This is a genomic window from Microbacterium sp. NPDC087665 (assembly GCF_044743285.1).
GTDB lineage: Bacteria > Actinomycetota > Actinomycetes > Actinomycetales > Microbacteriaceae > Microbacterium.
In genome coordinates this window covers 131,920-145,041 of the sequence record NZ_JBIUWD010000004.1, presented here as the reverse complement: position 1 = coordinate 145,041, position 13,122 = coordinate 131,920, and the positions used below count along the sequence as shown (strand labels likewise).

The window sequence follows — 13,122 nt, the reverse complement described above, 5'->3', positions numbered from 1 at the left end:
CGGTTTCACCGTCACGGTCGGTTCGATGACTGCCACGGGCGGTCAGGCGCGGGGCGGAATCTCAGGGTCGGAGCCCGAGTTCTTCACGATCGTCGGGTCGGCCGGTGCAGCATCCACGCGGTCGGCGCCGTCTTCGTCCTTCATGGCCTTCATCTCGCCCTTGAAGACGCGCGCGGACTGGCCGACGCTCTTCGCGAGGGCCGGCAGCTTCGCAGCGCCGAAGAGAAGAAGGATCACGGCGAGCACGATCAGGAGGTGCCACCCCTGCATTCCAGCAAACATCTGTAGTTCCCGTCGTCGATGGGCGATTCGGCCAGTCTACCCGGCGTCTTCCTCGGATGGGTGGTGGTAGAGCGCGAGTCCCGCAGCCGCCCATTCCCGAGTAGCCGTGCGGGCGACGCCGGGTTCGAGGACTTCGAACGCCCCGCCGAAGCGTGCGGCGATCCTCTTGATGCCTCGAGGATCGGCGAGATGCAGGCGCGCGGTGACGACCCCCGACTGTGTTTCGACGTGCTCGGCCGACAGCAGACCGCCCAGCAGAGGGGCGAGCCTTTCGGGCATCCGCACCGCGACCTCGCGATCATCGTCGACCTCGGCGAACGCCTCGGGGACGTGCTCGCCACTGTGGGTGATGGGGATGTCCGTGATCTGCGGATCGCTGACACGGTCGAGGTGGAAGGTGCGCATCGCCTGACGAAGGTGACACCACCCCTGCAGATACCACTGCGCGTTGGTGATCAGAATCTGCATCGGATCGACCGTGCGGGTCGTCGGAGCCGTGTCGGGCGCCTGATACGTGAAGGAGATCGCGCGACCCTCGTTCACGCCGCGGGCGACGACCTCGCGCACGGCATCGATCGCCGTCGGCGCCACGACGACATCGGCCGGCGCATCGGCGGCCCCGCGCGAGAGCTTCGAAATGAGCCCCGCGACGAGACCCGAGTCCGAAACGGCGGGGACGGCGGCCACCATCTGCAGCCCGGCCAGAAGAGCGGCGGCCTCCCGGGCGGTGAAACGGGGAACGCGTCGCAGAGCGACATCGTTGGTGATCTCGATCACGTCTTCCTGATCGAGGAGATCCCAGTTGATGTCGAACATCTCCTGGGGCTGCTGCCAGAATCCGGACTCCCCCGGCAGCCCGATCACGGTCAGCTTCTCGACCATGCCCCGCATCTCGCGAGTGGTGACGCCGAACTCCTCGGCCGCTTCCGCCAGAGAGACCTGGCCGTGCTCGAGAAGGTACGGCACCAGCGTGAGGTAGAGACGTACGCGGTCGCCCGCCAGCAGCGGCTTCGCCTTCGCACTCATCGCAGCCCTTCCTGTTCGGCATGGGTGGCGACGACGGCCCGCAGGCGTGCGATGACGGCGTCGCGCAGTGGCGCGGGCTCGACGACGCGCACCTCGGGACCGTAGGACGCGAGCTCGTCGGCGAGGATGTGCAGGTCGACGAACGGGACGCGGATGCCTTGGACGGCGGGGGTCGCGCGACGACCGAGTCGCAACGCGGCTTCGGTGCCCGGAGTGATCTCGAGCAACGCGGAGTTCGCCGCCGCCACCTCTTCGAGGCCCGCGAGAGCACGCTCCCCCGCGCCTTCTCGCAGGGCAGTATCGAAGGTCGACGCCGTCATCCCGACGTCCCCGACGATGCGGCTGAGCAGGAACATCCGATCCTCTTCGACATCGACGTCGATCCCGAAGACGTGCCACCTCGCCTCGTAATCGACCAGTGCAAGGGGCCGAACGCGGCGACGACGAGGCGCGTCCTCGCCAGGTTTCAGATAGTCGAAGACCACGACCCGGCTCTTCTCGATCGCCTCCTGCAAGGGCGAGAAGGCCGCATCGCGTGCGGTGATCCTGGGCGCGAAACCGATGATCGGCTCGTCACCGTCGATGCCGAGGGCGCGGATCTTGCGCACACCCGACTGCGCATCGCCCGACACCGACTCGGCACTCCACACGCTGCCGGCGAGCTGCAGCACCGCGAGTTCCGCCGGAGTGAAGTCGATGTCGCTCGGCAGATCGTATTCCGCTTGCGGAATGCGATAGCGGGCCTCACGAAGGTCATTCGGGTCGGCAGCGTCGCCGATCGTCTCGATCGGTACCCCGAGAGAGCGGAGCTCGTCTTTGTCGCGCTCGAACATCTTCTCGAGCGCGTCGGTCCGCGTTCCGGCATCTGCGCGCTGGCGGTATCCGGACACGTTGTCGAGGATCTGCTGCTTCGTGAGCCCGATCTCCGTCGCCATCAGCGCCACGACGAGATTCGTCAGGCGCTCCTCTGCGGGGATCCGGGCGGCCATCACTGCGTGGGGACCGTGACGGCGCCCACGATGTCGACGACGTATGCCACAGCACCCGCGCCATCCGTCGCGGGCGTGACGACGAGGAGCTGCGAGCCGACGGTCTGACCCACCAGCGCCTCAGCGACGGTCGGGGCGGTCGACGCGAGGTCTCCGGTGGGCCCCTGGCCCCAGGTGCTGGTGACGACGGTCTTGTCGTCCCAACCGACGGCCATCACGTTCACGAGCGGGAGCTGTCCCGTCGTGACCTCATCGCCGTCTCCCTTGATGAGGGTCTGCGCCACCTGCTCGGTCGGAGCGTCGCTGTCGGGGATGATCACGCCGGGGGTTCCGTCGGGTGCACGGACAACGGTCGGCAGACCGCTGGCGTCGTTGAACTGCAGGGCGCCCTCGGCCTTCGACAGGTAGACGTCGAGGACATCGATCACGAAGACCATGTTGTCGTCGTCCTCGAGCCCCAGACCGACGAGGGCCTCCTCGCCGAATTCCTCGGGGGTGAGCGCGGCCAGTACCCGCGAACCCGCGGTGGCGCACTGCAGCACATCGGCGAGTCCCGGCGACTGCGTCGCCCAGTAGTCGATGTTCGAGACCTGGCCCTGGTCGGGGTTGTAGGTCGTCTCATAGACCCGCTTGCCCGTGTCGCCGCTGTAGATCGACAGTTCGAGCATGATCGCCTGCTGTCCGCTCTCGACCGCGCGACCGTCGCCCGCGATCAGGTCGGTGACGGCGGTCTCCTTCAGATGCAGCGGCGAGACGACGCTGACGTCCGGCTTCGCGCCGAGGCCTCCCTCGACCGTGACCGCATCTCGAAGACCCGTCGCATCGTTGCTGCGGTCGCACGCAGCCCCGTCGAAGGTCGGCGCGGCGGTGCATCCCGTCAGAGCGAGGACGGCAAGGCTGAGAGTGGCCAGAACGGCGGACGTTTTACGCACGCCCGCCAGTCTATTCCGTCGGCTGGTCGGATTCGCGCGACGCGGTCGCGATGCGCGCACCCTCGGCCGCCTTCGCGGCCTCCCGGGCGCGTTTGCGCAGGTTCTTGTCCGTGATCTCCCGATCGCCCACCGCACCGGGCGTCCACGCCTCGACGTCCACATCGCCGTAGCTCGACTTGGAGGCACGGCGCTTGACCGCCGGAGCGACCGCGCCGGGGGCGAGGCGGCGTGCGGTGAGCAGGAATCCCGTGTGCGCGACCATGCGGTGGTCCGGCCGGACGGCGAGTCCTTCGACATGCCATCCGCGAACCATCGTCTCCGAGGCCTCCGGATCGGTGAACAGGCCGGTTGCACGGATGTACTCGGCGACCCGGGAGAGCTGTGTGGCGGTCGCCACGTAGCAGAGCACCACTCCCCCGGGCGTCAGAGCGTCGGCGACGACATCCATGCACTCCCAGGGCGCGAGCATGTCGAGCACGACCCGATCCACGGTCCCGTCGGGAAGCTCGCGCGGGAGTGCATCGACGAGATCGCCGACGACGACGCGCCAGGTGCCGGGCGTCTCGCCGAAGAACGTCTCGACGTTGCCGCGCGCGACCTCGGCGAAGTCGTCTCGACGCTCGAACGAGACCAGGGTGCCAGCGGGTCCGACCGCTCGCAGCAGCGACAGCGAGAGTGCACCGGAACCGACCCCGGCCTCGACCACGGTCGCGCCCGGGAAGATATCGGCGAGCATCACGATCTGCGCCGCATCCTTCGGGTACACGATCGCCGCTCCACGGGGCATCGACATCGCGAAGTCGCGCAGCAGCGGACGCAGCGCCAGGTACTCGTTGCCCGAGCTGTTCGCGACCACCGAGCCGTCGGGCAGCCCGATCAGATCCCGGTGCTTCAGCACACCGTGGTGCGTGTGCAGTTCGCCGTCTTCGCGGAGTGTGATGGTGTGCAGACGAGCCTTCGGGCCGGTCAGCTGCACTCGGTCGCCTTCACGGAACGGTCCGCTCGGACGTTGTGCGCGAAGCGCGGTCATCGGGTGACTCCTGTCGTGGTGTTCCTGCTGTCGAGCAGTTCGATGAGGTCGGCGGTGCTGCGGCCGGCCAGCGTCGGCCACAGCGCGTGCGCGCCGAGGTCGTCGAGGGACACGATGTGCGGCACCCCGAGGGTGACGGCTCCGGAGGCGATGCCGGCGCGGACGCCGGTGGGCGAGTCCTCGATGACGATCGCGTCCGCGATGTCGATGTCGAGGAGTGCCGCGGCCTGCAGGTACGGCTCCGGATGCGGTTTGGGATTGTCGACGTCGTCGCCGGCGACGACGAGATCGAAGGCGGGGAAGTCGATGAGATCGACGACGCTGAGCGCCATCCGTCGGAGCGACATCGTGACCAGTGCGGTGGGGATGCCGGCAGCCTTCAGTTCGAACAGGAGCTCGCGTGCCCCCGGGCGGAAGGGAACGCCATCGGTGCGCAACGACTCCTGAACGGAATCGGTCAGGTGCGAGACGATCGCCTCGGCCTCCATCTTCACGCCCGCGTTCTGCAGGATGATCGCGCTGTCGATCAGCCCGCTGCCGACGAGCTGCAGCGCGTCTTCGTGGCTCCATGAGCCCCCGAACGACTCGACCAGCCGCGTCTCCGCCGCCATCCAGTACGGCTCGGTGTCGACGACTGTTCCATCCATGTCCCAGAGGACCGCGCGGGGCTGTTTGCTCACCGAGCCATGTTATCCGGGTGTCGGGCCCGCCTCCCGCCGACCGCGACTAGCCTGGGGAGACCACCACCGTCGCACTATCGAAAGGAGACCACGATGGATGTTCTCGGTTCGCGCATCGTGATCGTCGCCTTCGACGGCTGGAACGATGCCGGAGAGGCGGCGAGCGGAGCGATCTCGGCGCTGCGGGCGATGACGGAGTACGACCTCGTGCACACCGTCGACCCGGAGCTCTACTTCGACTATCAGTACACCCGTCCGGCCACCAAGACGGATGCCGAAGGCCGACGTCAGCTCACCTGGCCCGAGGCCTCGCTCTGGCGTCCGCGCGATCCCGGCGAGGGACCCGAGTTCTGGCTGCTGACGGGTGTGGAACCCGCACGGACATGGCAGTCCTTCGCCTCGGAGTTCATCGACGTCGCGTTGCGCGACGACATCACCGGCTTCATCACCCTCGGGGCGATGCTCGCCGATGTGCCGCACTCCCGGCCGATCTCGATCTTCGCCGCGAGCCAGAACGACCAGGTCCGCGAAGCACACGGCCTCGAAAGGTCGCTCTACGAGGGTCCCGCCGGCATCCTGACCGTGCTCGAGCACTTCGCCGAGTCCGCGGGCATCCCGACGGCGACGCTGTGGGCCAGTGTGCCCCACTACGTGGCGAACGCGACGCCCTCCCCGAAGGTGACGCTGGCGCTGCTCGACCGACTGGAAGAGCTCACCGGAGTCGATGTGCCGCGCGACGCGCTGCGCACCGAAGCCTCGGCCTGGGAGGCCTCGATCGATGCGGCCGCCGCAGACGACGAGGAGATGACCGAGTACATCCATCAGCTCGAGCGCACGCGAGACACCTGGGACTCGCCCGAGGCCTCGGGCGACGCGATCGCCCAGGAGTTCGAACGCTACCTCCGCAAGCGCGGAGACAGCCCCGGCCCCGGCGACCTCAAGCGCTGAGCGGCGCTCGAGGCTGTGCGCCCCGCGCTCAGGCCGCGATGACCCCGGTCGCGAGCAGGATGAGAATCGTTCCGCCGAGCAGGATGCGGTAGATCACGAACGGCAGGAAGCTGCGCTTCGAGATCCAGCTCATGAAGAACGCGATCACGCCGAGGGCGACGACGAAGGCGATGCCGGTCGCCGCGAGAGTCTCTCCGAACGAGAAGATCCCCGGCTCGTCCCGGCTCTTGAACAGCTGGTAGAAGCCGCTTCCGAAGACAGCGGGGATCGCCAGCAGGAAGGCGTAGCGCGCGGCTGCGGCGCGTTCGTAACCGAGGAAGAGCCCCATGGTGATCGTGCCACCGGAGCGTGAGACGCCGGGCACGAGAGCGAGCGCCTGCGCGAAACCGTAGGCGATACCGTGCGGGTAGGTGAGCTGGTCGAGCGTGCGCTTCTTCGCCCCGACGTAGTCTGCGACGCCGAGCAGGATGCCGAAGACGATGAGCATGATGGCGACGATCCAGAGCGACCGGAACACGCTCTCGATCTGGTCCTGGAAGAAGAGCCCCAGGATCACGATCGGGATGCTGCCGATGATGATCATCCATCCCATGCGGGCATCCGGGTCGGAACGGGGCACCTTACCCGCCAGCGAGCGGAACCACTGCGTGATGATGCGCACGATGTCGCGCCAGAAGAAGACGACGACGGCCGCTTCGGTGCCGATCTGCGTGATCGCGGTGAAAGCGGCGCCGGGGTCTTCTCCCGACGGCAGGAACGAGCCGACGATGCGCAGGTGCGCACTGGAGGAGATCGGCAGGAACTCGGTGAGCCCCTGGACGATGCCGAGGATGAGCGCTTCGAAAAGATGCATGGAGGCCTTCTGGGTCTTCAGCGGCGCGAGTGCCGGGGAGCTGCGGTCAGTAGGTGCGCAGCAGATCGGCCAGCACCTGCTGGCCGAAGACAAGCGAGTCTACGGGCACCCGCTCATCGACTCCGTGGAACATCCCGGTGAAGTCGAGATCTGCAGGGAGGCGAAGCGGGGCGAATCCGTACCCGGTGATGCCGATGGACGACAGCGCCTTGTTGTCGGTGCCGGCTCCGAGCAGGTACGGGATGACGGGAACTCCGGGGTCGTGGCGTCCGAGGCTCGCGACCATCGCCTCGACGAGTTCACCCTCGAACGGCGTCTCCATGCCGATGTCCTGAACGACGATCTCGATCTCGATGCCGTCGCCGACGATCCGCTGCAGCTCAGCGAGGACGGCATCCTCGGTTCCGGGGATGACGCGGACGTCGATCAACGCCTCTGCGCGTTCGGGAATCACGTTGTGCTTGTACCCCGCCGTAAGTGCTGTCGGGTTGCTCGTCGTGCGGAACGAGGAGCGCAGGAAGGCTTCGGCGGGTCCGGCGGCGGCGGCGAGGGCATCCGGGTCGTCGGCGCTGCGGCCGGACAGCGCGCTGAGCCCTTCCAGCAGGGCCCGGGTGGTCGGGGTCAGGTGGATCGGCCAGCGCGTGCGCCCGATCGCCGCGACGGCCTCGGCCAGCGCGGTGACGGCGTTGTCCTCGTGCAAGCGGCTCCCGTGCCCGGCACGGCCCTTCGCGACGAGACGGATCCAGATAAGCGCCTTCTCGCCGACCTGGAGCAGGTAGGCACGGCGATCGTCGACCGTGATGGAATAGCCGCCGACCTCGCTGATGGCGGTGGCTGCGCCTTCGAACCACTCCGGGCGATCCTCGACGACGAGAGTCGACCCCTCGACGCCGCCGTTCTCCTCATCGGCGAAGAACGTCACGATGAGATCGCGGGCGGGCTGCTCCCCCGCCCGCAGGATGTCGGCGACGGCCGTCAGGATCATCGCGTTCATGTTCTTCATGTCGACCGCGCCGCGTCCCCAGAGCATCCCATCCTTCACGATGCCGGCGAACGGGTCGACCGACCAGTCCTCGGCCATCGCGGGCACGACATCGAGGTGCCCGTGCACCACGAGGGCCGGCAGCGACCGGTCGCGTCCCGGCACCCGGGCCATCACGTTGGTGCGGCGGGGAATGGGCTCGTAGTACTCGACCTCGAGGCCGAGGCTCTGCAGGTAAGCGCCGACGTACTCGGCGGCCTCGCGCTCGCCCTTGGCGTTGCCGCCACCGAAGTTCGACGTGTCGATGCGGATCAGATCGCTGGCGATGCGGACGACCTCGGGAAGGGACGGATCGATCATGTGCTCCAGCGTATCGACACCGCGTGCCACGCCCGGGCGTCACGCTCGATTCGAGCCGCACCCGAGAACCTGGTAATGTCATTCTTCGGTCGGCAACGATCATCCAAAACCTGCGCGGGTGGCGGAATGGTAGACGCGCTACGTTGAGGTCGTAGTGCCCGTAAGGGCGTGGGGGTTCAAGTCCCCCTCCGCGCACAGATGGCCCCGGTGGTTTCCTAGGAAGCAACCGGGGCCTTTTGCTGTGCCCGACGGGCGTCACCCCTCGACGACACGGGCAGAGCGACGACGGCGAGTCCTAGGCCACCCCGACGCCGAAGAGCAGTCCGAGTAGATAAGTGATCGCCGCTGCGCCGAACCCGATCGCCAACTGGCGCAGGGCGCGGCGCAGCGGCGGCCCGCCGGACAGGATGCCGACCATCGCGCCCGTGGTCAGCAGAGCAAGCCCCACGAGTACGAGGGCGACGACGACGGCGACCGTGCCCTGCAGGCCGAAGATCCACGGAAGCACCGGGATGATGGCACCGGAGGCGAAGAGCAGGAAGCTCGAGATCGCGGCGGTCCAGTCACTGCCGACGATGTCGTGGTCGTCGCCGGTCGGCACACTGATCGGTCCGGTCGCGGCGCGGCGCACGCCCGCCTGCGCCGCCGTCACGATGCGCCGTGCGCGGGCCAGCGCTTCGTCCGGCTCCACGCCGCGCGCACGGTAGACGAGCGCGAGTTCGTTCTCATCGATGTCGAGATCGTGGGCGGACGCCGCGGCATCCTCGTTCGCCTCGGTCGCCGCCAGGAGCTCGCGCTGCGACCGCACCGAGACGAACTCACCGGCCCCCATCGAGAGCGCGCCCGCCAGAAGGCCGGCGATGCCGCTGAACAGCACGAAGCCCGAGCTGACGCCGGTCGCACCGATACCGAGCACGAGGGCGAGGTTGCTGACGAGACCGTCGTTGGCTCCGAAGACCGCGGCCCGGAACGACCCGGAGAGGCGACGACGCCCTCGGGCGGCGAGGCCGCGGACGACCTCGTAGTGAACCTTCTCGTCGGCCCGCATCGCCGGTGTGGCGTAGTGCTCGGAGTCGTAGGGCGAGCGGGCCTCGGCGCTCTGCGCGAGGGCCAGCACGAAGATCGAGCCGAATCGACCGGCCATCCACCCGAGGAGGCGGGAGCGCACCCCGGCGCGCGGCAGCCGTCGCGGCTCGCCGCCGAGAAGGTCGAGCCAGTGCTGCTCGTGCCGGCGCTCGGCGTCGGCCAGGCGCAGCAGGATGTCGCGTTCCTCTCCATCGCGGCGGGCGGCGAGGCGTTGATAGACCGTGCCCTCGGCGCGCTCCTCGACGAGATAGCGGGCCCAACGGCGGCGGTCCGCAGATGTGGGTGCGGCGGCGAGCGGGGCGGTCATGCATCCTCCAGGTGTGCGGACAACCGTTCCACGCTATCCGCGCGACTCGCCTCTGATGCCCCGGATGCCGGGATTGCCAGCATTTCGGGAATCCGAAGGGGGTCAGGAACGCACGCGCTTGCGGAGCACCTCGATGCGGGACTGCAGTTGCGTCACCGTGGCCTGCGCCACGGCAGGACCACCGCAGATCCGTCGGAGTTCGGCGTGCACCGCACCGTGCGGCTCGCCCGCCTGTCGCGCATAGAGTCCGACCAGGCTGTTGAGCAGCTGGCGCTGCTCACGGAGCGTGCGATGCAGGGGCGCCGGCAGCGTGGTCGTCTGATTCGGATCGGTCGTCGCCTCGCGCGCCTCACGCAACCGCGACTGGCGCGACTGCCGCTGCATCAGCAGGTCGTGCACGTGCTCCGGTTCGAGGAGCCCGGGGAACCCGATGAACTCCTCTTCTTCGGGAGTGCCGGGCTCGGCGAGCTGACCGAACTCCTGGCCCTCGAAGACCACCCGGTCGAAGTGCGCCACCGAGGAGAGCGCCTTGTAGCTGAATTCCTGGGTGAGGGCATCCGACGCATCGTCTTCGCGATTGGCGCCCTCGAGCAGCGAATCCTCGAGACCGTCGTCATCTTTCGACTGGCGGTCGAGCGCATGCTCCCGCTGCTTGTCCATCTCGTTCGCGAGCCCCATGAGGACCGGAACCTGAGGGAGGAACACGCTGGCGGCCTCGCCGCGACGACGCGCCCGCACGAAGCGGCCGATGGCCTGAGCGAAGAACAGCGGTGTCGACGACGACGTGGCGTAGACGCCGACCGCGAGGCGCGGAACGTCGACGCCCTCGGACACCATGCGCACCGCGACCATCCATCGGCTTCCGTTCGCGCTGAACTTCTCGATGCGTTCGGAGGCGGTCGCGTCATCGGAGAGCACGATGGTCGGCTGCTCTCGAGTGATGCTGTGGAGGATCTTCGCGTACGCGCGAGCCACCGTCTGATCCGTCGCGAGCACCAGTCCCCCGGCATCGGGCACGTGGTGACGGATCTCGGTGAGACGCCGATCGGCCGCCGAGAGCACCGCCGGCATCCAGTCACCCTCGGGGTCGAGGGCGGTGCGCCACGCCTGCGACGTCACATCTTTGGTGTTGTCCTGCCCGAGGTGCGTCTCGAGTTCGTCGCCCGTGCTCGTCTGCCACCGCATCTTGCCGGCGTACATGTGGAAGAGCACCGGACGCACCACGCCGTCGGCGAGGGCCCGCCCGTATCCGTAGTTGTAGTCGGTACGTGAGATGCGGGCGCCGGATTCGTCGGGGTGGTACTCGACGAACGGGATCGGCGCGGTGTCGCTGCGGAACGGGGTGCCGGAGAGCAGGAGACGTCGCTTGGCGGGGCCGTAGGCATCGCGGATCGCGTCGCCCCAGCTGAGGGCGTCACCCCCGTGATGCACCTCGTCGAGGATGACGAGGGTCTTCGCGTCTTCGGTGAGATGGCGATGCACCGACGACTTCGCCGCGACCTGCGCATACGTCACGACGGCCCCGTGGTAGTGGCGGGCCGGGGCCCAGTGGCTGTTGCGGAATCGCGGATCGAGGCGGATGTGCACGCGCGCCGCCGCATCGGCCCACTGGGTCTTCAGGTGCTCGGTCGGAGCCACCACGATGATGCGGTCGACCTCGCCGATGCGCATGAGCTCGACGGCCAGCGTCAGGGCGAAGGTCGTCTTGCCTGCGCCGGGGGTGGCGGCCACGAGGTAGTTGCGCTGGTCGACCTCGAAATAGTGTTCCAGAGCCTCTTGCTGCCAGGCGCGCAGCTTGTTCGCCGTTCCCCAAGGGGCGCGCTGAGGAAAGGAAGGAGAGAGCATCGGATCCACGATAATCGCTGTCACGGACATCGGGCGCACGCCGCCACGGAAGCACCGCCCGGAGTATGCTCGGTCACTGCGTCGCGATCACCGTCGGCCGACGCCCGTTCGCGAAGGAGAGCTGGATGACCGACCAGGATTCGACTCGGACCCCGCACGACGCCAACGATTTCGTGCACCCGTGGCGCCGTTTCGTCGCGATCGGCGACTCGTTCACCGAGGGCATCGGCGACCCCGACCCGGCGGCGCCCGGCGGTCACCGCGGCTGGGCCGATCGCGTCGCCGAGGTCCTCGCCGAGCAGGTCGACGATTTCGCCTACGCCAATCTGGCCGTGCGCGGAAAGCTCATCTCTCAGATCGTGCGCGACCAGATCGAACCGGCCGTCGCGCTGCATCCCGATCTCGTCTCGATCTGCGCCGGCGGCAACGACGTCATCCGCCCGGGCACCGATCCCGACGCGATCTCCGCGCAGCTCGAAGACGCCGTGACGCGCCTGTCATCGACCGGTGCGTCCGTGCTGCTCTTCACCGGGATCGACACCGCGTTCACCCCGGTGTTCCGCGCCTTCCGCGGCAAGGTCGCGATCTACAACGAGAACGTGCGTGCGATCGCCGAACGCCACGACTGCATCGTCGCCGATCAGTGGGCGCTGAAGGTCGTGCAGGACATGCGATTCTTCGACGACGACCGTCTGCACTACAACTCGCTCGGCCATCACGAGGTGGCTCGCATGGCGTTGCGTGCGTTGAACGTGCCGAACGATCTCGAATCGATGCAGCCCGAGCTGCTCCCCCTCCGCACCTGGCGCGAGGCCCGCGCGGACGACCTCGGCTGGGCGCGCGAACACCTGGTCCCCTGGGTGCTGCGACGCGTGCGCCACCAGTCCTCCGGAGACCACATCGGCGCGAAGCGTCCGGATCCCGCGCCGATCGTCTTCCCCGAGGTCGACTGATCCCTCGACGGCCCGTCAGATGCTCGTCGCGTAGAACGCGACCGCGGAGGCCGCCGCCACGTTGAGAGAATCCACGCCGCCCCTCATCGGGATGGTCACACGGCGGTCGAGGATGCGATCGGTCGCCGGGGTGATGCCGTGACCCTCGGTACCGAACACCAACGCGAGCTTCTCGTTGTCCTCGGCGACCAGGGCGTCGAGGGTGATCGCTCCCTCCCCCAGCGTCATGCCCGCGACCACGTACCCGGCCTCCTGCAGCTCGTGGATGCCCGCGGGCCACGCCGTCATCCGCGTCCACGGCACCTGGAACACCGTGCCCATCGACACGCGCACCGCCCGCCGGTACAGCGGGTCCGAGCAGTCGGGCGAGATGAGGATGGCGTCGACCCCGAGCGCCGCGGCCGATCGGAACAGCGCGCCGACATTGGTGTGATCGGCCAGACCCTCGAGGATCGCGACCCGCCGGGAGCCGCGCACGACATCGGCGACCGCGGGGAGCGTCGGGCGATGCATCGAGGCGATCGCGCCGCGGTGCACGGCGAAACCGGTGACCGCTTCGGCGACGTCATCAGGGACCACGTAGATCGGCACGTCGAAGCCGGCGATGATGCTGAGGATGCCGTCGAGCCGACGTGCCTGCACCAGTACCGACCGGGGCGCGTGCCCCGCGCCGATCGCGCGCTCGATCACCTTGGTCGATTCGGCGATGTACAGACCGCCGGCCGGTTCGGAGATGCTCCTCAGCGCGGTCTCGGTGAGTGAGCGGTACTCGTCCAGACGGGGGTCCGTCGACGATTCGATGTGCACGATTTCCATAGGAGTCCACTGTCCCATGCATCGGACGCAGCG

13 protein-coding genes and 1 tRNA gene are annotated in these 13,122 nt (G+C 68.3%); 3 read left to right on the top strand and 11 right to left on the bottom strand.

Annotation, left to right across the window (positions count from 1 at the left end):
* Window positions 1-42 precede the first annotated feature (42 nt).
* From tatA to ACIOSY_RS10535, 6 genes are read right to left on the bottom strand one after another with little or no spacing between them, the layout of a single operon-like run.
* Entirely contained in the window at window positions 43-282 is a 240-nt protein-coding gene (gene tatA / locus ACIOSY_RS10560; RefSeq protein WP_400852929.1) for a twin-arginine translocase TatA/TatE family subunit, read from the bottom strand.
* 36 nt (window positions 283-318) lie between these two features.
* Window positions 319-1,308, bottom strand: coding sequence for a helix-turn-helix transcriptional regulator (locus ACIOSY_RS10555; protein ID WP_400852927.1), 990 nt, complete (start codon window positions 1,306-1,308; stop codon window positions 319-321).
* Complete coding sequence (locus ACIOSY_RS10550) at window positions 1,305-2,297, bottom strand: helix-turn-helix transcriptional regulator (protein ID WP_400852925.1); 993 nt, start codon at window positions 2,295-2,297, stop codon at window positions 1,305-1,307. Before ACIOSY_RS10550 ends, ACIOSY_RS10555 begins: the two co-directional genes overlap by 4 nt.
* The gene (locus tag ACIOSY_RS10545) at window positions 2,297-3,229 is read right to left on the bottom strand and encodes a hypothetical protein (RefSeq protein WP_400852923.1); all 933 of its coding nucleotides are present in this window, start codon (window positions 3,227-3,229) and stop codon (window positions 2,297-2,299) included. The genes ACIOSY_RS10550 and ACIOSY_RS10545 overlap by 1 nt, the downstream gene beginning before the upstream one ends.
* A 10-nt stretch (window positions 3,230-3,239) precedes the next feature.
* Entirely contained in the window at window positions 3,240-4,259 is a 1,020-nt protein-coding gene (locus tag ACIOSY_RS10540) for a tRNA (adenine-N1)-methyltransferase (protein ID WP_400852921.1), read from the bottom strand.
* The gene (locus tag ACIOSY_RS10535) at window positions 4,256-4,939 is read right to left on the bottom strand and encodes an HAD family hydrolase (protein ID WP_400852919.1); all 684 of its coding nucleotides are present in this window, start codon (window positions 4,937-4,939) and stop codon (window positions 4,256-4,258) included. The genes ACIOSY_RS10540 and ACIOSY_RS10535 overlap by 4 nt, the downstream gene beginning before the upstream one ends.
* A gap of 93 nt (window positions 4,940-5,032) precedes the next feature.
* Here ACIOSY_RS10535 and ACIOSY_RS10530 point away from each other — a divergent pair, with 93 nt between their 5' ends.
* Window positions 5,033-5,887, top strand: coding sequence for a PAC2 family protein (locus ACIOSY_RS10530; RefSeq protein ID WP_400852917.1), 855 nt, complete (start codon window positions 5,033-5,035; stop codon window positions 5,885-5,887).
* A 28-nt stretch (window positions 5,888-5,915) separates the two neighbouring features.
* Here ACIOSY_RS10530 and ACIOSY_RS10525 read toward each other — a convergent pair whose 3' ends face one another.
* Together ACIOSY_RS10525 and ACIOSY_RS10520 are read right to left on the bottom strand one after the other, a co-directional pair.
* Window positions 5,916-6,740, bottom strand: coding sequence for an undecaprenyl-diphosphate phosphatase (locus ACIOSY_RS10525; protein WP_400852915.1), 825 nt, complete (start codon window positions 6,738-6,740; stop codon window positions 5,916-5,918).
* Between the two features lie 46 nt (window positions 6,741-6,786).
* Window positions 6,787-8,082: a M20/M25/M40 family metallo-hydrolase gene (locus tag ACIOSY_RS10520; protein ID WP_400852913.1), complete on the bottom strand. Its 1,296-nt coding sequence runs from the start codon at window positions 8,080-8,082 to the stop codon at window positions 6,787-6,789.
* 112 nt (window positions 8,083-8,194) lie between these two features.
* On the opposite strand from ACIOSY_RS10520, the gene ACIOSY_RS10515 reads away from it, so the two are divergent.
* A tRNA-Leu gene (locus ACIOSY_RS10515) sits at window positions 8,195-8,277 on the top strand.
* A 100-nt stretch (window positions 8,278-8,377) separates the two neighbouring features.
* On the opposite strand, the gene ACIOSY_RS10510 is transcribed toward ACIOSY_RS10515, so the two are convergent.
* Entirely contained in the window at window positions 8,378-9,475 is a 1,098-nt protein-coding gene (locus tag ACIOSY_RS10510; RefSeq protein ID WP_400852911.1) for a VIT1/CCC1 family protein, read from the bottom strand.
* Window positions 9,476-9,577: 102 nt separating this feature from the next.
* Window positions 9,578-11,320 carry a DEAD/DEAH box helicase gene (locus ACIOSY_RS10505; RefSeq protein WP_400852909.1) on the bottom strand — a complete coding sequence of 581 codons (1,743 nt, stop codon included), beginning with the start codon at window positions 11,318-11,320 and terminating at the stop codon, window positions 9,578-9,580.
* A gap of 125 nt (window positions 11,321-11,445) precedes the next feature.
* Between ACIOSY_RS10505 and ACIOSY_RS10500 the strand changes: the two genes are divergently transcribed.
* Entirely contained in the window at window positions 11,446-12,273 is an 828-nt protein-coding gene (locus tag ACIOSY_RS10500; protein ID WP_400852907.1) for an SGNH/GDSL hydrolase family protein, read from the top strand.
* A gap of 15 nt (window positions 12,274-12,288) precedes the next feature.
* Here the strand turns inward: ACIOSY_RS10500 and ACIOSY_RS10495 are convergent, their stop codons facing one another.
* Window positions 12,289-13,089 carry a TrmH family RNA methyltransferase gene (locus ACIOSY_RS10495; protein WP_400852905.1) on the bottom strand — a complete coding sequence of 267 codons (801 nt, stop codon included), beginning with the start codon at window positions 13,087-13,089 and terminating at the stop codon, window positions 12,289-12,291.
* Window positions 13,090-13,122 lie beyond the last annotated feature (33 nt).

Bases quoted from the DNA above. Each gene is read 5' to 3' on its own strand.
- ACIOSY_RS10550 (WP_400852925.1), bottom strand. From the start codon at position 2,297: ATGGCCGCCCGGATCCCCGCAGAGGAGCGCCTGACGAATCTCGTCGTG.
- tatA (WP_400852929.1), bottom strand. From the start codon at position 282: ATGTTTGCTGGAATGCAGGGGTGGCACCTCCTGATCGTGCTCGCCGTG.
- ACIOSY_RS10495 (WP_400852905.1), bottom strand. From the start codon at position 13,089: ATGGAAATCGTGCACATCGAATCGTCGACGGACCCCCGTCTGGACGAG.
- ACIOSY_RS10505 (WP_400852909.1), bottom strand. From the start codon at position 11,320: ATGCTCTCTCCTTCCTTTCCTCAGCGCGCCCCTTGGGGAACGGCGAAC.
- ACIOSY_RS10510 (WP_400852911.1), bottom strand. From the start codon at position 9,475: ATGACCGCCCCGCTCGCCGCCGCACCCACATCTGCGGACCGCCGCCGT.
- ACIOSY_RS10500 (WP_400852907.1), top strand. From the start codon at position 11,446: ATGACCGACCAGGATTCGACTCGGACCCCGCACGACGCCAACGATTTC.
- ACIOSY_RS10520 (WP_400852913.1), bottom strand. From the start codon at position 8,082: ATGATCGATCCGTCCCTTCCCGAGGTCGTCCGCATCGCCAGCGATCTG.
- ACIOSY_RS10540 (WP_400852921.1), bottom strand. From the start codon at position 4,259: ATGACCGCGCTTCGCGCACAACGTCCGAGCGGACCGTTCCGTGAAGGC.
- ACIOSY_RS10530 (WP_400852917.1), top strand. From the start codon at position 5,033: ATGGATGTTCTCGGTTCGCGCATCGTGATCGTCGCCTTCGACGGCTGG.
- ACIOSY_RS10525 (WP_400852915.1), bottom strand. From the start codon at position 6,740: ATGCATCTTTTCGAAGCGCTCATCCTCGGCATCGTCCAGGGGCTCACC.
- ACIOSY_RS10555 (WP_400852927.1), bottom strand. From the start codon at position 1,308: ATGAGTGCGAAGGCGAAGCCGCTGCTGGCGGGCGACCGCGTACGTCTC.